Annotated in this window: 21 protein-coding genes and 2 tRNA genes; 12 read left to right on the top strand and 11 right to left on the bottom strand. The window is 68.6% G+C overall.

The window, feature by feature from the left end; genetic code table 11:
- Positions 1-344 precede the first annotated feature (344 nt).
- Positions 345-417, bottom strand: a tRNA-Arg gene (locus tag ACGFIV_RS35750).
- Between the two features lie 1,634 nt (positions 418-2,051).
- On the opposite strand from ACGFIV_RS35750, the gene ACGFIV_RS35745 reads away from it, so the two are divergent.
- Complete coding sequence (locus ACGFIV_RS35745) at positions 2,052-3,086, top strand: D-alanyl-D-alanine carboxypeptidase family protein (protein ID WP_392839474.1); 1,035 nt, start codon at positions 2,052-2,054, stop codon at positions 3,084-3,086.
- A gap of 95 nt (positions 3,087-3,181) precedes the next feature.
- Here ACGFIV_RS35745 and cpaB read toward each other — a convergent pair whose 3' ends face one another.
- The 4 genes from cpaB to ACGFIV_RS35725 form a co-directional block, all read right to left on the bottom strand.
- Positions 3,182-3,820, bottom strand: coding sequence for a Flp pilus assembly protein CpaB (gene cpaB, locus ACGFIV_RS35740; protein WP_358555192.1), 639 nt, complete (start codon positions 3,818-3,820; stop codon positions 3,182-3,184).
- A 48-nt stretch (positions 3,821-3,868) separates the two neighbouring features.
- Positions 3,869-4,675, bottom strand: a complete 807-nt coding sequence (locus ACGFIV_RS35735; RefSeq protein WP_358555189.1) for an S-methyl-5'-thioadenosine phosphorylase — start codon at positions 4,673-4,675, stop codon at positions 3,869-3,871.
- A 235-nt stretch (positions 4,676-4,910) separates the two neighbouring features.
- Positions 4,911-5,267, bottom strand: a complete 357-nt coding sequence (locus ACGFIV_RS35730; RefSeq protein WP_358555186.1) for an FmdB family zinc ribbon protein — start codon at positions 5,265-5,267, stop codon at positions 4,911-4,913.
- Positions 5,268-5,578: 311 nt separating this feature from the next.
- Entirely contained in the window at positions 5,579-7,081 is a 1,503-nt protein-coding gene (locus tag ACGFIV_RS35725) for a potassium/proton antiporter (protein WP_358555183.1), read from the bottom strand.
- Between the two features lie 129 nt (positions 7,082-7,210).
- Here ACGFIV_RS35725 and ACGFIV_RS35720 point away from each other — a divergent pair, with 129 nt between their 5' ends.
- Entirely contained in the window at positions 7,211-8,278 is a 1,068-nt protein-coding gene (locus tag ACGFIV_RS35720) for an LCP family protein (RefSeq protein WP_358555180.1), read from the top strand.
- A gap of 158 nt (positions 8,279-8,436) precedes the next feature.
- Here the strand turns inward: ACGFIV_RS35720 and ACGFIV_RS35715 are convergent, their stop codons facing one another.
- The gene (locus ACGFIV_RS35715; protein ID WP_358555177.1) at positions 8,437-8,997 is read right to left on the bottom strand and encodes a 5-formyltetrahydrofolate cyclo-ligase; all 561 of its coding nucleotides are present in this window, start codon (positions 8,995-8,997) and stop codon (positions 8,437-8,439) included.
- 24 nt (positions 8,998-9,021) lie between these two features.
- Here ACGFIV_RS35715 and galU point away from each other — a divergent pair, with 24 nt between their 5' ends.
- From galU to ACGFIV_RS35680, 7 genes are all read left to right on the top strand, one after another.
- The gene (galU, locus tag ACGFIV_RS35710; protein WP_358555174.1) at positions 9,022-9,927 is read left to right on the top strand and encodes a UTP--glucose-1-phosphate uridylyltransferase GalU; all 906 of its coding nucleotides are present in this window, start codon (positions 9,022-9,024) and stop codon (positions 9,925-9,927) included.
- A gap of 106 nt (positions 9,928-10,033) precedes the next feature.
- Positions 10,034-11,242 (top strand): gephyrin-like molybdotransferase Glp, encoded by a 1,209-nt coding sequence (gene glp, locus ACGFIV_RS35705; RefSeq protein ID WP_358555171.1) that lies wholly within the window; start codon positions 10,034-10,036, stop codon positions 11,240-11,242.
- 38 nt (positions 11,243-11,280) lie between these two features.
- A complete protein-coding gene (moaC, locus tag ACGFIV_RS35700; RefSeq protein WP_392839476.1) occupies positions 11,281-11,709 on the top strand; it encodes a cyclic pyranopterin monophosphate synthase MoaC in 429 nt (142 codons plus the stop codon).
- Positions 11,706-12,185: a MogA/MoaB family molybdenum cofactor biosynthesis protein gene (locus tag ACGFIV_RS35695; protein WP_358555165.1), complete on the top strand. Its 480-nt coding sequence runs from the start codon at positions 11,706-11,708 to the stop codon at positions 12,183-12,185. Before moaC ends, ACGFIV_RS35695 begins: the two co-directional genes overlap by 4 nt.
- Before the next feature lie 71 nt (positions 12,186-12,256).
- Positions 12,257-12,889 carry a GNAT family protein gene (locus ACGFIV_RS35690; RefSeq protein ID WP_358555162.1) on the top strand — a complete coding sequence of 211 codons (633 nt, stop codon included), beginning with the start codon at positions 12,257-12,259 and terminating at the stop codon, positions 12,887-12,889.
- Between the two features lie 419 nt (positions 12,890-13,308).
- Complete coding sequence (locus ACGFIV_RS35685) at positions 13,309-14,274, top strand: hypothetical protein (RefSeq protein ID WP_358555159.1); 966 nt, start codon at positions 13,309-13,311, stop codon at positions 14,272-14,274.
- 104 nt (positions 14,275-14,378) lie between these two features.
- Positions 14,379-14,452: transfer RNA gene (locus tag ACGFIV_RS35680), tRNA-Ala, on the top strand.
- A 139-nt stretch (positions 14,453-14,591) separates the two neighbouring features.
- Here the strand turns inward: ACGFIV_RS35680 and ACGFIV_RS35675 are convergent.
- Positions 14,592-15,236: a response regulator transcription factor gene (locus tag ACGFIV_RS35675; protein WP_358555156.1), complete on the bottom strand. Its 645-nt coding sequence runs from the start codon at positions 15,234-15,236 to the stop codon at positions 14,592-14,594.
- Entirely contained in the window at positions 15,236-16,150 is a 915-nt protein-coding gene (locus ACGFIV_RS35670) for a histidine kinase (protein WP_358555153.1), read from the bottom strand. Before ACGFIV_RS35670 ends, ACGFIV_RS35675 begins: the two co-directional genes overlap by 1 nt.
- 111 nt (positions 16,151-16,261) lie before the next feature.
- On the opposite strand from ACGFIV_RS35670, the gene ACGFIV_RS35665 reads away from it, so the two are divergent.
- Positions 16,262-16,681 (top strand): DUF6326 family protein, encoded by a 420-nt coding sequence (locus ACGFIV_RS35665; protein ID WP_358555150.1) that lies wholly within the window; start codon positions 16,262-16,264, stop codon positions 16,679-16,681.
- A 420-nt stretch (positions 16,682-17,101) separates the two neighbouring features.
- On the opposite strand, the gene ACGFIV_RS35660 is transcribed toward ACGFIV_RS35665, so the two are convergent.
- From ACGFIV_RS35660 to ACGFIV_RS35650, 3 genes are all read right to left on the bottom strand, one after another.
- Positions 17,102-18,025, bottom strand: coding sequence for an RNA polymerase sigma-70 factor (locus ACGFIV_RS35660; RefSeq protein ID WP_358555147.1), 924 nt, complete (start codon positions 18,023-18,025; stop codon positions 17,102-17,104).
- Positions 18,022-18,186 carry a hypothetical protein gene (locus ACGFIV_RS35655; protein WP_358555144.1) on the bottom strand — a complete coding sequence of 55 codons (165 nt, stop codon included), beginning with the start codon at positions 18,184-18,186 and terminating at the stop codon, positions 18,022-18,024. Before ACGFIV_RS35655 ends, ACGFIV_RS35660 begins: the two co-directional genes overlap by 4 nt.
- A 78-nt stretch (positions 18,187-18,264) precedes the next feature.
- Positions 18,265-18,648: a DoxX family protein gene (locus ACGFIV_RS35650; protein WP_358555141.1), complete on the bottom strand. Its 384-nt coding sequence runs from the start codon at positions 18,646-18,648 to the stop codon at positions 18,265-18,267.
- Between the two features lie 130 nt (positions 18,649-18,778).
- On the opposite strand from ACGFIV_RS35650, the gene ACGFIV_RS35645 reads away from it, so the two are divergent.
- Together ACGFIV_RS35645 and ACGFIV_RS35640 are read left to right on the top strand one after the other, a co-directional pair.
- Positions 18,779-19,063, top strand: a complete 285-nt coding sequence (locus ACGFIV_RS35645) for an SDR family NAD(P)-dependent oxidoreductase (protein WP_392839466.1) — start codon at positions 18,779-18,781, stop codon at positions 19,061-19,063.
- Between the two features lie 254 nt (positions 19,064-19,317).
- On the top strand, positions 19,318-19,767 hold the full coding sequence (locus ACGFIV_RS35640; protein ID WP_392839464.1) for a hypothetical protein: 450 nt from the start codon (positions 19,318-19,320) through the stop codon (positions 19,765-19,767).
- The last annotated feature ends 43 nt before the right edge of the window (positions 19,768-19,810 follow it).

Genomic DNA, 19,810 nt, shown 5'->3' with positions numbered 1-19,810 from the left:
AAGCTACGAGGCCGGACTCCACCTCCGAGGCTCGATCATGTGGCTGAAGCTCCTCACCTCAACCACATGATCCGAACTCCAAACAGCTCCTAGCGAGCTCCAAGATCCTGAACGCTCTGAACGAGTGATCCGAGCGGTTGCGGAATGGCCTCGGGTTACCTCGGGGCCATTCGCATATTTGGGCTGACCTGGCAAAACGGCTTCAAGATCGTTGCACACATATTGCACGGGTGCTGACATACGACTGCCTACAGTTGCATGTTGCTGCTCTCGCCCGTCTCTGTTCTGTCACCTACTCCTGTCCATAGGTGCAGGTCAGGCGGCGAATCACAAGGTCAACCAGGTGCCCCCGGCAGGATTCGAACCTGCGGCACCCGCTTTAGGAGAGCGGTGCTCTATCCCCTGAGCTACGGAGGCGGGGCTGGTGTAAGCGTACCGAAAGGCGAGCACCATGTGTGCAGAGGCGTGGCTTGGCTTTGCGACTCGTATCCCATGTGTGCGCTGAGCTGGGGTAAAAGGCTGACATGCCAGCAACGTACGGTAGCGCTGTGTGACTACTGTCACGCAGCGTGAGCGGAGAGCGACGAAAGCAGGTTGAGAGGCGCCGGGGTGTCCGGCCGGGTGTGCTCCTGGCGGCGATGCTGGCGCCTGCGGTCCTCGCGGCAGGGCTCCTTGTGGCTGAGCTCACTGGATATGAGGAGCATGTGCGAGGCCGGCCGCAAGATGCGGTGAAGATGAAGGTCGCGTCGGGGTGGCAAGGGGTGCCCAGCATGGTCTTCGTGACCCCTGTGCCCGCTCCGCCGCATGCGGACTTTGGGTACCAGGGTGTGGTTCCGACTCCGTTGATCCCCGTGGACGAGAAGGTGCTGGACGTCTCGCGGATGAGGGCCGGTGGGTGGGAGCCGGTGGATCCACACCTGAAGGCTGGACATGGGGAATCGGCGGGACGCTATCCACAGGCTGATCGTGATGGATGGCTGGGTCGCGTGTTGCGGGCTGAAAAGCCGGACACAGCGGCGATATGGCCTGGGGTGAGGCGCGATCGTCCAGGGCGGCACGTATGGGCTGCCCCTCGTGAAGAACGCGCGACGACGATGTCGTCGGGGGAACACGGGCGGGCGGCGCGGCCGGATGACCGGGTGCCCTTGGTTCCGCAGGAAGATCACAAAGGCGCCGTACGGCCGGAGGAGCGCGGGCAGGTGGTGTCGTCCGAGGACCGCACTCCAGCCGCGCATCCGAGTGAGAACGCGCAAGCCTTGAATTCGGAGGACCGTGCCCAGGGCGAACGCCCGGAGGAGCCTGCCCAGGGCTCGCGCCCGGAGGAACACCCACAAACTGCTCGGTCGGCGGGACGCGGGCGAGCGGTGCAGTCGACGGAGGGCTCATGTGCTGCCGTCGCGGCACAATGTGCGGAGGTAGTGGAGTCGACAGAGGGCTTACAAGCTGCGGATTCCGCAGAACGTACGCAGCCGGCGCCGTCGAGGGAGGGTGTACGAACCGCGGACCCGGCGGAACGTACGGAGATCGAGCTGACGGTCGGGCGTTCTGGAGCGGTGTGGTCCGGTGGGTGGGGTGTGCCGGAGGTGGGTGTTCCCGGCATGTCGGTGCGGCAGGCATCGGGACTTTCGGCGGTGCGTCCCGCCAGGTCCGGGGTGCCGGCAGTGGGGGTTTCGGCGGTGCTTGCGGCTGGGTTCGGGATGCGGGGGTTGGGGGCTTCTTCGGTGGGTTCCGCTAGGTCGTGGATGCCCGTAGAGGGAGTTTCGGCGATGGCGATGGCTGGGGTTGGGGTGCCGGAGGGCGTGTGGCGAGCGGGGTGTTTTCCCGCGTGGCGCGGCAACTGGCTGTGGCAACTGTGCCAACCGTGCGATAGCGAGAAGGTATAAATGCCATGATCCGTACATAACGGCTCTCGCGACTCGGGTCCGACTACACCGGTTGCTGTAGTAACGTGCGTGCCGGGCTCAGGTCACAATTTCGCAAACGGAGGGGTCCGTAACGTGCCATCTCCCCGATCGGCGGGCTTGATCGCCGTCCTCATGGTGATGGTTTCCATGATCACCATGACGTCGTCGGGCTCGGCGCAGGCGCGGTCGGTCACCCAAGAGGCTGCAACCCGGGAGCTCGATCCGGGCAACCTTAATCAATTGCGGCGGGACGCCGAGAAGTCGTCCCAGGCCCTGGCGGATGCCACGAAGGCATTGGAACAGCGGCAGGCGACGCTGGCGAAGGCCGACAAGGAGCTCAAGGGCAAGCTGGAGCAGCTGCGCACTGCCACTCTGGAGATGTCCAAGGTGCGCAGGCCGCTGGCGGACCTGGTGCAGTCTCTGTACCAGGAGCCTTCGGGTGGCGACATGGCGCCCTTCTTCACCGGTGAGAAGGACGCGGGCAGCCTTCGTGCTCTGAGTGACATGACCTACATCGTGTCGGGTCGTGACAAGGTTCTGGCCGACGCGGGGCGGCTCTACCAGGAGCAGCAGAGGCTGGCTAGTGAGGCGCAGGATCTTCGGGCGACGAAGCTGCTGGTGGAGGCCCAGCTCAGCCTTGAGATCGACACGCTGAGGAAGCGGTCGGCGACCGTCGTGAAGTCCCTGTCCCAGGCTTTGACCAAGCTCGGGGTGCGCGTCAACCAGGGCGGCCGTACGGGCGCGGCGTGCGACCCCACCCAGGTGAGCGCCGCCGCGCAGTACCCCAACGGGCTCCTCCCCAAGAGCGCCCTGTGCCCGCTGCAGCAACCGGGCCGCGAGTTGCGAGCGGACGCGGCGATCGCCTTCGTCGCGCTCAACGAGGCGTACAGGAAACAGTTCGGCAGGCCGATGTGCGTGACCGACAGTTACCGCAACCTCAGTGAGCAGCAGGCCGTCTTCTACCGCAGGCCGGGCTTCGCCGCCGTACCCGGACGAAGCAACCACGGGCTCGGGCTCGCGGTGGACCTGTGTGGTGGCGTCGACGTCTTCCGCTCGGTGCAGTTCAACTGGCTTGAGGCCAACAGCAAGAAGTTCGGGTGGATGCACCCCGATTGGGCCTATCACAGCCCGTTCGAGCCGTGGCACTGGGAGTACGACCCGAAGCTCGGCTCTCTGCTGTAGACGGGATATCTGTGCTGCCTAGAGTGCCCGGTCCTTGAAAGGTGTCTTCGCCTGGCGGTTTCCAGGGGGTGGGGCGAATGCGGCTGGTCGCTTGGTCATCGGGGGTGGCCGTGGATGGTGATCGACAGGCGTGAGCCCGTACCGGCCTGGGCGAGGCGGGCGGCCTGCTCCGGTGTGGTGGCCAGGACGACGAGAGCGCCGCTTTCCGTCATGGAGTCCTCCGCGCCCGCCGAGCGTGGCAAGGCCATGACGGTGACCGCCTGAGCCACTGTGGCCGTGCGCGGATCGAGGGCGGCGTCGTCCCATTGGGCCGCGGCCGCGATCACGTCGATGACATCGCCCACGCGAAGCAGGCGTGCCGAACCGGCGTCGGTGATGCGTACGGGCGTGGCAAGCATGCCGGGGCCGTAGGCGTCGATCAGGGAGGGGCCGAGCAGGCGTACGTCGGTGAGAGGCTCGCCGCGCCGGGCCGGAGCGGCCAGGACGCGTCCGGCGACGGGCGCTCCGGGGCGGAGCGCGCCGTCGGGCACCGCTGCGTCAGGGATGAGTGCCACGGTCAGGTCTGAGGCTGACAGCGTGCCTGCCCTGAGGTCCCGGGCGGCGGCCAGGACCTCGGTGGACGGAGCCGGACGCATGGCCAGGCCGACACTCGCCGTGGCCATCGCCGCGAGGACGACGGCCACGAGCCGGCGCCGGCGGTTGAGTACCCGAACTGCACGGAGTGCGGCCCGCATGGGTGTCTCCTGCGGCTGAAGGTGAGGTTCGTGGGTCGAGTGGGGGGATCAGGGGAGTTCGAAGGGGAGCTTGATGCCGTTCAGTGCGTCGCCGCAGGGGCAGGCGCGTTCTGTCGGCAGCTCGGCGGCCACCGAGCCGACGAGTGCGCGCATGCGCTCGCTGTTGGCCGCGAAGAACTCGAAGACCTCGTCCTGGGTGACGCCCTCACCCGTCTCGACTCCGGCGTCGTGATCGGTGACCAGGGCCAGCGTGGTGTAGCACAGGGCCAGCTCGCGGGCGAGAACGGCCTCCGGATAGCCGGTCATGCCGACGATCGACCAGCCGTTGGAGGCGAACCAGCGGGACTCCGCCCTGGTGGAGAAGCGGGGACCCTCGATGACGACGAGAGTGCCCCCGTCGACGGCATTCCAGCCTTCGGCTTCGGCCCTTGAATAGGACAGGGCCCTGCCGACGGGGCAGTAGGGATCGGCGAAGGGGACGTGGACCGCGCCGCTCGTGTCGTAATAGGTCTGCACCCGGCCCGACGTGCGATCGACGAGCTGGTCAGGGATCACAAGGGTGCCCGGACCGTACTGAAGGCGGAGGGATCCGACGGCGCTCGGCGCCAGCACCTGGCGCACGCCGAGGGAGCGAAGAGCCCAGAGGTTCGCCCGGTAGGGAATGCGATGGGGAGCAAACCGGTGATCGCGGCCGTGGCGGGGCACGAACGCGACCGCGCGCGAGCCGATGTGGCCGACAGTGATGGTGTCGCTCGGCGGCCCGTACGGCGTGGCGACGTCGATCTCTTCGGCATCATCAAGGAGGGAGTAGAACCCTGAACCGCCGATGACCCCGATTTCCGCTCTCATGACCATGGCGCAGACACTAGCGCCCCGGCCCCGCGCGGAAGAGACCGGAGTCGAGACCTGTGGATAACCCTAGGGCGAAATGACGGGTGGCACGGAGATCGTGGCACGTTGTGATGGGTGATTCCCGCCGCTGATACACAGCGTCGGCGGGCGCATCGCTGCCAGGTCCGAAGACCCGAGGTCCGAGGGGGCTCAAGAAAGGTTGTACGGCCTGCGGGGGAGCCGTACAACCCGGGCGTCGTCAGGCGGCCGAGCTGCTCGCGGACGCCGAAGAACTCGCCGAGGCGGGCTCCTTCTTGGTCGTGGTGGTGCTTCCGGAGTCGGAGCCGCCGGAGTCCCCGGAGCCGCTGGAACCGGAGGAAGCCGAGGAACCAGAAGAAGCGGGGGAACCGCTGGACGACGAGACCCCGGAGGTGGTGGACGAGCGGTTGTCCGTCCGATAGAAGCCGGAGCCCTTGAAGACGATGCCGACGGCCGAGAACACCTTGCGCAGCTGGCCCTCGCAGCTTGGGCATGTGGTCAGCGCGTCGTCGGAGAATCTCTGGACGACTTCGAGCCCTTCACCGCAAGCGGTACAGGCGTACTGGTAGGTGGGCACGCACTCCTCCTCGTATGACTCAAGCCGAGTATGACTCACGCAGACTGGCACTCTACCGATGCGACTGCTAATGGTACGCAGCCGATTAGGCTGAACGCCACCCAGGCAGGTTCTAATCCCCGTCACAGGCTCTGTGGGGTACCCCGTAAGAGGCCCCACCGCAGTGACCGTGCGAGCCATGCGGTGACTGTGCGAGCGGCCTGCGTAAAGAGGCGACGGCCCTGCGTGAGGTGGCCCGTGCGTGAGGTGGCCCGTGCGTGAGGTGGCCCTGCGGGAGGGCCGTGAGGTGGCTTGTGCGTGGTGAGGGGCTGTCACTCGCCGCGTTCGCCGTACCAGCCGGCGAGTTTGCCGCGGCGGCTCACCGCTCGAAGGCGGCGTTCGACGGTCTGCCTGTACGCGGCCGTGGTGACGACCAGGAGCTGATCCTCGGCCCGCAGGCGTGTGGAGCCCTCGGGGACGAATGAGCGGCCCTCGCGTACGACCATGGTGACGGCCGCGTCCGAGGGCAGGCGAAGCTCGAAGATCTCGACTCCGTGGAGCCCCGAGCCCGGTGGGATGGTGATCTGCAGGAGGTCGGCGTTGAGCTCTTCCAGCGGGGCCGCCTCCACCCCGAGGTCGCGGGCCTCGTCGAGCGCGTTCACCCGCAGGATCCGCGCGAGGTACGGCAGCGTCGGCCCCTGCACCATCGTGAAGACGATCACGATGACGAAGACCTCGTTGAACACCCCCTTGGCGCCGATGAGCCCGGTCGCCCACGGGATGGTGGCGAGCACGATGGGCACCGCCCCTCGTAGTCCCGCCCACGACAGGAACGCCTGTTCGCGCCAGGAGAGCCCGTCGAGGCGCCCCAGCCGTACGATCAGGGCCGAGAGCACGACGGACAGGGGCCGTGCGACCAGGAGCAGAGCGAGGCCGGCGATCAGGCCGGGCACGACGGCGGCGGGCAACTCGTGAGGGCTGGCGAGGATGCCCAGCATGACGAACAGGCCGATCTGAGCCAGCCACGCGGCCCCCTCGGCGAAGCCCCGGGTCGCCGCCCGGTGCGGCAGCCGCGTGTTGCCGAGGACCAGAGTGGCCAGGTACACCGCGAGGAAGCCGCTGCCGTGCAGGAGCGCCGCGCCGCTGTAGGCGACGAACGCGAGGGCGAGCACGGCGATGGGGTAGAGGCCGGACGACGGCAGCGCCACCCGCCGCAGGGCGTATCCGCCGAGAGGGCCGACCCCGAGGCCGACCGCGCATCCGACCGCCAGCTCGAACAGGGCGTCGAAGACGACGTGCCCCACGCTCGGCAGCGGAGTGTTCACCTGGCTGAGCATGGCGACGACGATCACCGTGGGCGCGTCGTTGAAGCCGGACTCGGCCTCCAGGATGCCGGACAGGCGCTGGGGAAGGCGAAGACGGCGCAGTACGGAGAACACCGCGGCCGCGTCGGTTGAGGCGAGGATGGCCCCGAGCAGCAGGGCCGTACGCCAGTCCATGTTCAGCAGCCAGTGGACGGCGGACGCGAGGGCGACGATGCTCACGGCCACGCCCACCGTGGCGAGCACCAGAGCGCTAGGTACGGCCCGGCGGACGTGCTGCCAGTTCGTGGTGAGGCCGCCCTCGGCGAGGATCACGGCGAGGGCCGCGAGGCCGATCTGCTGCGCGAGCTGCGCGTTCTCGAACTGGATGCCCAGCCCCGCCTCGCCGACCAGCAGGCCGAGCCCGAGATAGATCAGCAGGCTCGGCAGCCCCGTGCGGTGGGCCACCCGCACCGAGGCGATGGCGGCGATGACGACGACGGACGCGAGGAGCAGCCAGATATTCAGGTTCACCGGCCCCCCATCTCGTGTTTTCCGTCCATTGTGTCGTATTCGTATGCGCCTCTACCACGATGAACTGCTATGAGCTACCGTCACACGCGACACAAGAGGCGCTATATCGACGGGTATCAGGTGACGGCAGTGACCGACGAGACTTCCCCGGTTCTGGAGAACACGAGGAAGGATGAATCCGCCGGTGACGAGGAGGCCGTCCCGGCGAAGGCGCCCAAGAAGCGGCGCCTGGTGCGCCGGCTGCTGATCGTCACGGGGCTCATCTTCGCCATGGTCTTCGCGGCGGGGTTCGCGCTGGTGATGGAGCGTCAGATCACGCTGAACGGCAACATCCAGCGCATCCCTGGGGCGTTCCCCGAGGACGCGGGGCGGCCTGCCAAGGCCGTCGGAGACGCGCAGAACTGGCTGCTCATCGGGTCGGACAAGCGGCCGGGCGAGTCGGGCAACCAGCGGGCCGACACGATCATGATCGTCCACGTCCCGGCCGCCCGGGATCGGCTCACCCTCATCGGCATCCCCCGCGACTCTTATGTCCGTATCCCCGGGCACGGAAACAACAAGATCAACGCAGCGTACGCCTTCGGTGGCCCCAAGCTGCTGATCAAGACGGTCGAGGACCTGACCAAGATACGTATCGACCACTTCGCGGCGCTCGACTTCCAGGGGTTCGTCGCCATGACCGAGGTGATCGGCGGCGTCGACGTCTACGTGTCCCGCAAGGTGTACGACCCGATGAACAAGATCACGTGGCCGCAGGGCGAGGTGCACCTGCAGGGCGAGAAGGCGCTTCTGTTCGTCCGGCAGCGGTACAACCTGCCGGGGGGCGACTTCGACCGCATCAAGCGGCAGCAGGCGTTCATCGGCGCGATGGGACACAAGATCATCAGTAAGGAGCTGCTGACCGATCCGTTCAAGCTGAACGCCTTCCTGGAGGCGCTCACGCAGGCGGTCAGCGTCGACTCGGGCGTGACCCTGAGCACGCTGCGCGGTCTCGCGCTGGAGCTGAGAGACATCCGGCCGGACACCGTGGACTCCACCACCATCCCCACGATCGGCACCGCGACCGTCAAGGGCGCCAGTGTCGTACGCCTGGACAGGAAGGCCGGGGTGGCGTTCTTCGAGGCGGTCAGGGGCGACACCCTGGAGCAGTACTTCAAGGACAGCGGCGGCCTGAACGACCTGACGATCCTCCCGTGACGACCCGGGCTCCCCGTCCGAAGGCGTCTCCCCGCCAGTCTCCGCCTCGGAAGCCTCACAAAGCGTTCCGCCTCAGAAGCCTCAAGATGCCTCAGAAAGCGCCTTCGTCTCAGAAAGCGCCTTCGCCACAGATAAGCGTCTTCGTCTCCAAAAGCGCCTCAGAAGGTGACGATCCCGGACGGGAGCGCCGCCATCGAGACGGCCTGGTCGTGCGGCTCCGAGGGGATGCCCTCGATCAACTCGCCCTCGTGGAGCAGCGCGACCGTCGGCACGTTCGGCCCGACCCGCGCCAGCGCCCGGTCGTACGAGCCGCCGCCGCGCCCGAGCCTGACCCCGCTGGACGGGTCGACGGCCAGCGCGGGCACGATGACCAGGGCGGCCGTACGGATGGTGTCCACGCCCCGCCGCGTGTCCACGGGCTCCATGACGCCGCGCGGCCCCGGGGCCATCGAGTCGGGCCCGTCGTAGACCGCCCAGTCGAGATCGTCGTCCGGTTTCAGCACGGGCAGGATCACCGTGGCGCCGTGCTTCCAGAGGGCGAACACCAGGCCCTGGGTCGCCGGCTCCGTGCCCATCGACCAGTAGCACGCCACCAGCCCGGCCATCTGGACCCAGGGCTGGTCGAGTAGCGTTTCCCTGATCGCGGTCGCCGAGCCGCGCGGATCCGACAGCCCTGCTCGTGCGGCGACGATCCTCCGGCGCAGCTCCGCTTTGTCCACTCGGCCCTCCATTAAGGTGCATCCATGGCTGACTACGATCCAGTGACGAAAGTTGTCATCCCCGCCGCCGGTCTTGGTACGCGATTCCTGCCGGCGACCAAGGCGACCCCCAAAGAAATGCTGCCGATCGTCGACAAGCCGGCCATCCAGTATGTCGTCGAGGAGGCGGTCTCGGTCGGGCTCCTCGACCTCCTCATGGTGACAGGCCGGAACAAGCGTTCCATCGAGGACCACTTCGACAGGGCGTACGAGCTGGAGGAGGTGCTCGCCGCCAAGGGCGACTCCGAGCGGCTCTCGCAGGTCCTTGAGCCGGTGGAGATCGCCACCTTCCACTACGTGCGGCAGGGCGAGCCCAAGGGACTCGGCCACGCCGTCCTGTGCGCGAAGCAGCACGTCGGCGACCACCCGTTCGCCTGTCTGCTGGGCGACGACCTCATCGACTACCGTGACCACCTGCTGAAGCGCATGATCGAGGTGCGCGACACCTACGGCGGCAGCGTCGTCGCGCTGATGGAGGTGCCGAGGGAGCAGGTCTCCCTGTACGGCTGCGCGGAGATCTCGCCGACCTCCGAGGACGACGTGGTCCGCGTCACCGGCCTCGTGGAGAAGCCCGCGCCCGAGGACGCCCCGTCGAACTGGGCGGTCATCGGGCGTTATGTCATCGACCCGGCGGTCTTCGAGGTGCTGGAGAACACCGCTCCCGGGCGTGGCGGGGAGATCCAGCTCACCGACGCGCTGATGGAGCTCGCCGGCCGTTCCAACGAGGAGGGCGGCCCGGTCCACGGCGTGCTCTTCCGGGGGCGCCGGTACGACACCGGCAATAAGATCGACTACCTCCGCACGGTCGTCCAGTTCGCGGCGGACCGTCCTGATCTGGCGCCTGAGTTCATCTCGTGGCTCCGCGAGTTCCTCGACGATCTCCCTCAGTAGCCTGCGCGCACCGTTCGACGCGATGAAGCCTCCACAGATGGGTCGATGCGATGAAGATTCCACGGGTTGGTGGACGCGGTGAAGCCTCCGCGGGTCGGGGGACGCGATGAAAACGGTTGACGCCCATCTGGCCGAGATCCTCGGTGCGGTACGTCCCCTGGATCCGGTCGAGCTCGACCTCCAGGAGGCGCTCGGCTCCACCCTGGCCGAGGACGTCACCTCTCCGGTCGCGCTGCCGCCCTTCGACAACTCCGCCATGGACGGCTACGCCGTACACGCCGGGGACGTCGCGGGGGCGACAGGCGACGATCCCGTCGTGCTGCCGGTGACGGTCGACGTGCCGGCCGGGGACACCGCGTCGCGAGCGGTCGAGCGGGGCTTCGTCACGAGGATCATGACCGGGGCGCCCGTGCCCGAGGGCGCCGACGCGGTGGTCCCCGTCGAATGGACCGACGGGGGCACCGTCAAGGTCGCGATCAGCCGGCCCGCTCCTCCGGGCAACGCCATCCGCAGGTCGGGGGAGGACGTCCGCGCCGGAGACCTCGTTCTGGCCTCGGGCACCGTGATCGGCCCGCCCCAGCTCGGCATCCTCGCCGGGGTGGGGCGGCGTACGGTCCTCGCCCATCCGCGCCCGCGCGTGGTGGTCCTGTCGACCGGCGCCGAGCTGGTCGACCCGGGCAGCCCGCTGGGTCACGGGCAGATCTGGGAGTCCAACAGCTACACCATGGTCGCTGCCGTCCAGCAGGCCGGCGGGGTGGCGTTCCGGAGGAGCGCCGTGGGCGACGATCCCGAGGAGTTCCTCGCCACCCTGCACGGCCTCATCGGCGAGGCCGACGCCGTGATCACCACGGGCGGCATCTCGATGGGCGCGTACGAGCCGGTCAAGGAGGCGCTGTCGCCGCTGGGCACGGTCAGGTTCGAGAAGGTCGCCATGCAGCCGGGCATGCCCCAGGGCTTCGGCCTGCTGGGCGACCGGCGGGTGCCGATCTTCACGTTGCCGGGCAATCCCGTCTCCTCGTACGTCTCGTTCGTGCTGTACGTGAAGCCCGCGCTCGCCAAGATGCGCGGCGTGCCCGCCGGGCCTCCGGCCTCCGTGACCGCGACGACGGCCGCGGCGGTGCGCTCTCCCGCGGGCCGGCGTTCCTTCCTGCGCGGAGTGCTGAGCACCGTGGGCGGGAGCGCCGTGGTGACCCCCGTCCACGGGCAGGGGTCCCACCAGCTCGCGGCGCTCGCCGGAGCGAACGCCCTGATCGTGGTGCCCGAGGACGTCACCGGTCTGCCCGAGGGTACGTCCGTGGAGGTGATCCCGCTGTGAGTGAGCTGACCCATCTCGACGAGTCCGGCGCCGCCCGCATGGTGGACGTGTCGGCCAAGGACGTCAGCGTCCGTACGGCCCGCGCCACGGGCCGGGTGCTGCTGTCACCGGAGGCCGTGGAGATCCTGAGATCCGGCACCGTGCCGAAGGGCGACGCGATCGGGGTCGCCCGCATCGCGGGCATCCAGGGAGCCAAGCGCACTCCCGACCTGATCCCGCTCTGCCACCCGATCGCGCTGCACGGGGTCAAGGTGGAGGTCGTCGTGGTCGACTCCGGGGTGGAGATCACCGCCCGGGTCAAGACCGCCGACCGTACGGGCGTGGAGATGGAGGCGCTCACGGCCGTCTCCGTCGCGGGCCTGGCGATGATCGACATGATCAAGGCGGTGGATCCGGCGGCGGTGATCACCGATGTGCGGGTCGAGGAGAAGACCGGTGGGAAGACCGGCGTCTGGACCCGGCCGTGAGGGCTCTGGTGGTAACGGCCTCCAACCGCGCCGCCGCCGGGATTTACGCCGATAAATCGGGACAACTGTTGGTCGAGTTGCTGGCCGAGGCCGGCTGCGAGCAGGTGGACGGCCCGAGGGTCGTGCCCGACGGTGAGCCCGTCGAGGCCGCCCTGCGCGAGGGCGTGCGCGAGGGGTACGACGTGATCGTCACCACCGGAGGCACCGGGCTGACCCCGCAGGACCTCACCCCGGAGATGACCGGCAGGGTGATCGAACGCGAGATCCCGGGCATCGCGGAAGCAGTGCGGCAGGCCAACCGCGAGAAGGTGCCCACCTCGATCCTCTCGCGCGGGCTGGCCGGCCAGGCGGGGACGACCCTCGTCGTCAACCTGCCCGGTTCGTCGGGAGGTGTCCGGGACGGCATGGCCGTCCTGGCTCCGATCCTCCGGCACGCCGTCGATCAGATCAGGGGTGGCGACCATCCCCGCCACTGACGGACGCTGTAACAGCGAGGGCCTTGTCTCCGCCATGGCGAATTCGGGGTCGGACAGGGGATGATTGACGCGTGGATCGACTTCGCGGCTGGCCGGCGAACCTGAACGAGGGACCGGTGGGACTCAGGCCGCTGCGTCTGCGCGATGTCAGTGCCTGGCGGGAGACCCGACTGCGCAACGCCGACTGGTTGCGGCCATGGGAGCCGAGCAACCCCGAGACCCCGCTGTTCCGCACCGGCCTCGGGCCGTACATCTCCATGGTCGGCACCCTGCGCCGCGAGGCTCGGCAGGGCCTGGCGCTGCCCTGGGTCGTGACCTGGCGCGGGGCGTTCGCCGGCCAGCTCACGGTGGGCGCGATCGTCTGGGGCTCGGCGAGGTCGGCTCAGGTCGGTTACTGGGTGAGCGGCACCCTCGCGGGGCGCGGGATCACCCCCACGGCGCTCGCGATGGCCGTCGACCACTGCTTCTTCACCGTGGGCCTGCACCGCCTGGAGGCGAACATCAGACCCGAGAACCACGCCAGCCGCCGGGTCGTGGAGAAGCTCGGGTTCCGCGAAGAGGGCATCCGCCGGCGGCAGCTCCACATCGACGGCGCCTGGCGCGACCACATCTGCTACGCCTTGACGCTCGAAGACGTGCCCCGGGGGCTCCTGGCCCAGTGGAGGCAGACCCGGGAGAAAACCGCACACGACGGCTCCTCCTAGAGGGCCATAGACAGCTTTGACGTAGGCCTGGGGATAAACAGGTTGACGATCTCGCGACACACCGCACCGAATGCTCGTCAACCAGTGACACGCGGTCCTACGGTGCGTGACGTGAGCACATTTGCGACGCCACCGGCCCCGTGGTGTGTTCACGCTGCCCACAGCGGCCCGCCGGGCGCCGGCCGGCGTGCCTGCCCGCATGCCGACCAGGGTGGGTTGAGGATTCCTGCCTCGGGCGGATGGGGTGACGCCGCCCAGGGTGGGTTGAGAAGATCCACCCTGCCTGCATCCGACCAGGTTGGGGTTAGAAGATCCACCTTGCCTGGATCCGAGCAGAGGCGGTTGAAGAGTGCCGCCCGGCGTGGACGGCCGGCCACCGCTCAGCCCCGGCTGATGAGCGTCGCCCGGGAGGTGGGCGGGTGAGTAGTGCCTTCCTCTATCTCGGCATCGTCCTCATGTGGCTGTGCGTGCTCGTGCCGATGTGGCTGCGCCGTGACCGTGCCTCGGTCGAGATCGCCGAGCTTTACAACGAGGGCGAGGAGTCCGACGGGGACACCCTCGCCGATCTTCAGGTGTCCGAGGTCCAGTCCGGCCATGCCGCGCTCGCCACGGCTACCGCCGACGACGAGATCACCATGGAGCTCGGCGCCCCCGAGTCCCGCGCCGGATCAGGCGCGCACGGATCACCTGGCGCCGTGTCTCGAACCCGCCCCGACCCTGACGCGCGAGCCACGCCCCACGGGCCCTCAAGGCCGGGCGCTTCGTCCCCAGAAATCTCCAGGCCCGCGGCTTCCTCCCGGGGTTTCTCCAGTCCTGGCGCCTCCTCTCCGGATGTCTCCAGGCCTGGCACTTTCTCGCCGGATGTCCCCAAGCGCGGTGCTTTCTCGCCGGATGTCCCCAAGCCCAGGACCGCGGATGGCGGCTCCGCCGACGAGGCCCCTGGCGGCTCATCCGGCACCGAGACCGAGCCGGATCCTGGCGTACTCACCGGAGAGCTCTCCGATGAGGACCTGTTCCAGGAGGAGTGCCGTCGTCGGGCGAGGGTGATGGCGCGCCGCCGCAGATGGCTCCTGTGGACCGTGCTACTCCATCTCGCCTCGTTGGTGACGGCGGCCGCCGGCGTGGCGCCCTGGTGGAGCGTGGCGCCTTCCGGCGTCCTGCTGGCGTCGTACCTCGCGGTCCTGCGCGTCGCCGTGGCGGCGGACGCGGAGCGGCGCGTCGAGGCCGCGAAGGCACGCGCCGAGCGGGACCGCAGGGCACGCGAGCGCGAGCGTGCGCTCGAAGAGGCCGCTCAGCAGGCCGAGGCCGAGATCCTTGAGTTCCGCAAGCGCGTCGAGCCCTTCGACCAGTACGCGGACCGCACCCGCCGCGCGGTCGGCGACTGACGCGCTCCGCAGCGCGGGCGGCCGTCCGGATCCGGGCTGTCGGTGTTCTGTCGACACGAGTGGCGCGGGTGGTCGCCAAAGTTTGCTAATCTGGTCGAGTCCTAGGGGCTGTAGCGCAGTCCGGTAGCGCACTTCGTTCGCATCGAAGGGGTCAGGGGTTCGAATCCCCTCAGCTCCACCCAGGTCAAAGGCCGTTTCCGCAGATCGGAAACGGCCTTTTTGATCTTTTGGGTGACTATGACCACGGCGCTCTCGGCGGCGGCGGCGGCCCTACCGGCCCGGACTGCTGGCACTCCAGCGCTGAGTGCGGCTGACGCTCATCGACCCGTTCCCGCCACCACGAACCCTGTCTCGTAAGCGGCGATCACCGCCTGGGTCCGGTCCCGTACGCCCAGCTTGAGCAGGACCGACGCCACGTGCGACTTCACCGTCTGCACCGACAGGAACAGCTCGCCGGCGATCTCCGCGTTGGACCGCCCGCGCGCCAACGACCGGAGGACATCCCGTTCGCGTTCCGACAGCTCCGGCAGCGGTCTCCCGGTTCGTACGGCGAAGCGTTCGATGACGCCGCGAGTCGAGGCGGGGAAAACCAGTGACTCGCCCGAGGCGACGACGCGGACGGCTTCGATCAGTTCCTTCGGCGGCACCCTTTTCAGTACGAAACCGCTCGCACCCGCTCGAAGTGCGTCGAAAACGTACGCGTCGACCTCGAACGTGGTCAGCACCAGGACGCGGGGAGCGTCCTCTGCGACGGTGATGCGGCGGGTGGCCTCCAGGCCGTCCATGCCGGGCATCCGGATGTCCATCAGGACGACGTCGGGGGGCAGGGGGCCGCCGGTGAGGGCGAGCGCGGCCCGGCCGTCACCGGCTTCGGCGCTCACCTCCCAGTCGGGCTCGCTGGACAGGATGGCGCGCAGGCCGATCCGCACCAAGGGGTCGTCGTCGACGATCGCGATCCGCATCAGGACTCCAGCGGCAGGACGGCCCGCACGGTGAACTCGCCGGCCGCGGGGCCGATGGTGGCCGTGCCGCCCAGCAGGCTCACCCGGTCGCGGATCGAGGCCAGGCCGTGCCCGTGCCCCGGGAAGGCGGGACCGTCGAAGGCGTTCACCACGCGGATCGTCACCGCGCCGGAGCCGGTGCCGACCTCCACGGTGACCGGGCGGCCGGGGGCGTGCTTGGCCGCGTTGGTCAGCGCCTCTTGGACAATCCGGTGCACCCCGCGCCCGATCGCGGGCGGCAGGCCGGTCGCCTCGATCGACGCGGTCACCGCCATCCCGGCCTCGCGCGCACCGTCGATCAGCGCGGTCAGGGCGGCCGGGTCGTCACCGCCGGGCAGGGGCGCGTGGCCCTGGATGCCGGAGATGATCCGGTCCAGCTCGCCGAGGGCGGCCCGACCGCGCTGCTCGATGGTGGAGAGCGCCTCGCGGGCGAAGCCGGGGTCGTGGTCAAAGACGTGCACGCCGGCGCCGGCCTGAACGACGATCATCGACAGCATGTGGCCGATACTGTCGTGCAGCTCCTGGTCGATCCGGAGCTGCTCCTGGGCGCGGGCCAGCGCCAGCTCGCCCGGCCCAGGCCCCAGCAGGCGGGCGGCCAGCCGCAGGTGCCAGGCGGCGAGCGAGGCCAGGACGCGGCGCAGCGGCAGCAGCATCAGCCCCAGGACGGCGACGCAGACCAGCCCTTCCAGCCAGGAGACCTCGACGTCCTGGTCGCCGAACGTCCCGGGGAACAGCGTGACGAGCAGCAGGACCAGCGCGACGAACGGGCGCAGCGCCCTGACCACGATCAGGACGAGCGCCACCGGCGCGGTGGCCACTCGGATGAGCGCCCACAGCAGCACCCGGACGGCGCGGACGTCCAGCAGGGAGGTCACCCGCCCATCGTCGCGCCCGATCGCCCCCTTTGTCCTCGCCCACAGGAGTGAATCGCGATCGGCTCCCGGGAGGGAAGCGCCGCCCGGCAGCCCGCGACTAGCTTCGGCGCCGTGAAGAACACACTGTCCGCTTTATGGATCTTCGTCATGTTCAACTACCTCTACTGCGACATCCTCGGCCTCATGGATCCCGCCGAGGTCAACCCGATGGAGGTCACCCCCGGCTTCCTGCTGTCGGCGGCGGCCCTGATGGAGATCCCGATCGCCGCGACCCTCGTCTCCTTCCTGGCCCCGTACGGCCCGAACCGCTGGACCAACGTCGGAGCGGGAACCGTGATGACCTTGGTGCAGATCTGGTCGCTGACCGTGGGACCGTCGACGGGCTACTACATCGCCTACAGCGTCGTCGAGATGTCCGCCACAGCACTCATCGCCGTCTTGGCCTGGCGTTGGGCCGGCGCAGCACCCGCACCTCCCGAGGCGCCAATGGGCCCTCACCGGGCACGTCGACCGGGGCGGACGTTCGGTTGACGAGGAACCAGAAGTCGTCCGTTCCGATCGAAGGGGTCAGGGGTTCGAATCCCTCAGCTCCACCCAGGGCCGTTCTTGAGGTAGCTCAAGAGTGGTTGACGAGATCCCGTCCGATCGGCTTGATCGGGCGGGATTCGCCGTTTGTCGGGTTGATGTGATCGCTTAGCGAGCTCCGAGGGGCGCGTCGGGCGGCTGTGGAGCCGTTGACCCCTTCGTTCTGTGCCCGGATGGGTTTGCGGTGTGGAGCGGGGTTGGGCGACGGCGGGCGGCGACCGCCAGGGTGGCGCTGTAGCCGGAGGTGGGCTGGGTGGCTCCGGCGCTTTGGCGCCAGCCTGCGATGATCTCTATCGAGGCCAGATCGCGGGTAGATCGGGGCGGCCGTGCCCGGAGCGGGGTTCGAGGTGCAGTCGGCTGTCGCGGCTACTCCGTGGGTCGGCGTGCCTGTCTTACTTCGCGGTCGATTGCCCAGGCGTCCGCCACCGGGCCCACGTGCCCGAGCTTGTCGGGGTTGATCACCACGCGGATCGTCTGGATCTGCCCGTCGAGTACATCAAGCGCCAGGGTGTGGAGCACCTTGCCGTCCCGGTCGCGGAAGATCGCGCCCGGCTGGCCGTTGATCTCGCGCGCCTCGCCCGTCACGCCGATCAGGGCCATCTGGGGGAAGACGGAGGCGAGCAGCCGGGCCACGTTCTGGGCGCCGATGACGGCCTTGGCCAGCTGCGGGGCCTTGCCGCCGCCGTCGCCGACCATCGATACGTCGGCAGCCAGCAGGTTCTGCAGGCCGGCGACGTCGCCTTCGCGGAGGGCGTCGAAGAACCGCGACGCCAGTTCATCTCGCTCTTTACCGTCCGCCTCGAAGCGGGGCCGGCCTGCGACCATATGGCGCCGCGCCCGCACCGCCAGCTGGCGGCACGCCGCCTCCGAGCGCCCCACGGCCGACGCGACATCGGGAAAGCCGAAGTCGAACACCTCCCGCAGCACGAAGATCGCCCGCTCGAGCGGGGACAGCCGCTCCAGCAGCACCAAGGCCGCCATCGACAACGAGTCGGCCAGCTCCGCCGACCGCTCGGGGTCCTGGTAAGGATCGGCGAGCAGCGGCTCGGGGAACCACGGCCCGACGTACTCCTCCCGCCGGACCCGGGCCGAGCGCAGCACGTCGATCGAGATCCGGGTCACCACGGCCGACAGGAACGCCTTGACCGACCCGGGCTCGGTCGGGGAGGTCGAGTAGCGCAGCCAGGTCTCCTGGACCGCGTCCTCGGCCTCGCTCACGCTGCCCAGAATCCGGTAGGCGATCGAGAACAACAGCGGCCGCAGCTCCTGAAACTCCTCTGCCCTGCTCATACCAGCTCCTCCTTGAAACCCTGCCGCCACGAGGGGCAGGGCAGCCGGCAGGTGGTCCGTCCCTCCGTGCGCAGCCGGTTGGTCTGTGTGAACCACCGGTTGATGTGCTTCATGACCAGCCGCTGCCCCAGAACCCCGGTCCCGCCTGCCATGAAACACATGCATGATCATCATTCCGTGATCGACCATCGCCCCTCCACGGGACGGGGCCAGATGATCGGGAACTGTGTCGCCGCCGGTCAGCCGGTGAAGGACCCGGGGCAGAAGCGGCCCCACGCGATGAACGCCGCAACCGAGAGATAGATCAGGTTCAGCACCACGAACGCGGATTCGCCACGTCGGCCGTGGGTGGTCATCGCGCCGACCATCAGCAGGATCCAGCAGACCGCGGTCACCGGCACCAGAACCGGCGCGATGTCGAGCGCGGCGGGCAACATCAAGCCCACCGCAGCCAGGAGCTCAAGGACACCCAGGGTCCTGACGAAGCCGACACTGGCGTCTGCGGTCCATCCCCCACCACGGACCGCGGCCAGCTTCTCCTTGGGCACGAACGTCTTGCTGATGCCGCCGCTCAGCGCCACCACGGCCAGCAGCCCGGCAGCGATCCACAACGCGAGGTTCATCGTCCACTCCTTGATCGAGGATTGCCCGCACCTCCCTAGACGAGATAGCAACCCCGCCAGTGACATCTCCGAACACCCGCGCGCGTACGGCCTGTGTCACAGCTCAGCGGGGTGTCTCGTCTCAGAGGGCATGACAACCTCGGAACAGACCTCGGTGCTGATCACCGGAGGCAACACGGGGCTCGGTTTTGAGGCGGCCCGGCGGCTCGGGGAGCAGGGTTGGACGATCTTCCTCGGCTCGCGCGACGAAGGGCGAGGACGGGCAGCCGCAGCCGAACTGACCGACGGCGGCGCGAACGTGATCATGGTCCTGCTTGACGTGACCTCGGACGACTCGGTGACCGACGCGGTACGGCTCGTCCGGGAGCACATCGACCGACTGGATGCCATGCGGTCCTGCGACTCCACACCGTAAATGGCAAAGCGCTGACAGTCACTACCGAGCGCGGGATCCTTGTCGCCGAGCCACCTGCCCGAGAACGCGGGCGCACTACCGCATCGCACCCGCTCGACGCGTAGTGCAGTGCCGATGATCTACCATGCTGCTATGCAGCACCTCTGTGACTGACCAGCAGATGTCCCGCACCCCGCTCACTGCGGGGCCGACGACTCGTCTTCGTCGCTCTCTCCCGGTTATTACCCGGGATCGGACACTGCTGGAGTCATCGAGTGTTGCCTGCATGCCGTCAATCTTCCGGAAGCCTCTTCGCGTTGCTATGCGGCAACGCCGATTTCAGACGTCTCATCGGTGCTTGCGCGTTCAGCCTGACAGGCGACTGGTTAGCCTTCGTCGCCTTGAGCGGGTTCGTCTACCACCACACCGGTTCGGCGGGGTGGACGGCGCTGCTGTTCGCGATCAACTCCCTTCCCGGAGTGCTGTTGTTTCCGCTGATCGGCCCGATGACCGACCGCTTCGACCGGCAACGTCTTCGAGTCGCGTGCGACCTGGGCTCGTTGGTTCCGGTCATCGGCTTGCTGGTCGCCTTTCAAGCTGGTTCTGTAGCGCTGGCGCTGGGGTGCCTGGCCGCATTGTCCGTGTTCGCCGCGGTGGCCGGCCCCATCCCTGAGGCCCCTCTCTGTCAGACTCTTGTGAGACATAGGACGAATGAGTCCTCATGATGTGAAACAGAGCTAGACAGGACGATCGAGACAGTGACGATGA

Source organism: Sphaerisporangium sp. NPDC049003, assembly GCF_043197795.1.
Taxonomy (GTDB): domain Bacteria; phylum Actinomycetota; class Actinomycetes; order Streptosporangiales; family Streptosporangiaceae; genus Sphaerisporangium.
This window is presented reverse-complemented; position numbering and strand designations above follow the sequence as displayed.

Bases quoted from the DNA above. Each gene is read 5' to 3' on its own strand.
- ACGFIV_RS35675 (WP_358555156.1), bottom strand. From the start codon at position 15,236: ATGCGGATCGCGATCGTCGACGACGACCCCTTGGTGCGGATCGGCCTG.
- galU (WP_358555174.1), top strand. From the start codon at position 9,022: ATGGCTGACTACGATCCAGTGACGAAAGTTGTCATCCCCGCCGCCGGT.
- glp (WP_358555171.1), top strand. From the start codon at position 10,034: ATGAAAACGGTTGACGCCCATCTGGCCGAGATCCTCGGTGCGGTACGT.
- ACGFIV_RS35650 (WP_358555141.1), bottom strand. From the start codon at position 18,648: ATGAACCTCGCGTTGTGGATCGCTGCCGGGCTGCTGGCCGTGGTGGCG.
- moaC (WP_392839476.1), top strand. From the start codon at position 11,281: ATGGTGGACGTGTCGGCCAAGGACGTCAGCGTCCGTACGGCCCGCGCC.
- ACGFIV_RS35645 (WP_392839466.1), top strand. From the start codon at position 18,779: ATGACAACCTCGGAACAGACCTCGGTGCTGATCACCGGAGGCAACACG.
- ACGFIV_RS35655 (WP_358555144.1), bottom strand. From the start codon at position 18,186: ATGTGTTTCATGGCAGGCGGGACCGGGGTTCTGGGGCAGCGGCTGGTC.
- ACGFIV_RS35735 (WP_358555189.1), bottom strand. From the start codon at position 4,675: ATGGTCATGAGAGCGGAAATCGGGGTCATCGGCGGTTCAGGGTTCTAC.
- cpaB (WP_358555192.1), bottom strand. From the start codon at position 3,820: ATGCGGGCCGCACTCCGTGCAGTTCGGGTACTCAACCGCCGGCGCCGG.
- ACGFIV_RS35660 (WP_358555147.1), bottom strand. From the start codon at position 18,025: ATGAGCAGGGCAGAGGAGTTTCAGGAGCTGCGGCCGCTGTTGTTCTCG.
- ACGFIV_RS35745 (WP_392839474.1), top strand. From the start codon at position 2,052: ATGATCACCATGACGTCGTCGGGCTCGGCGCAGGCGCGGTCGGTCACC.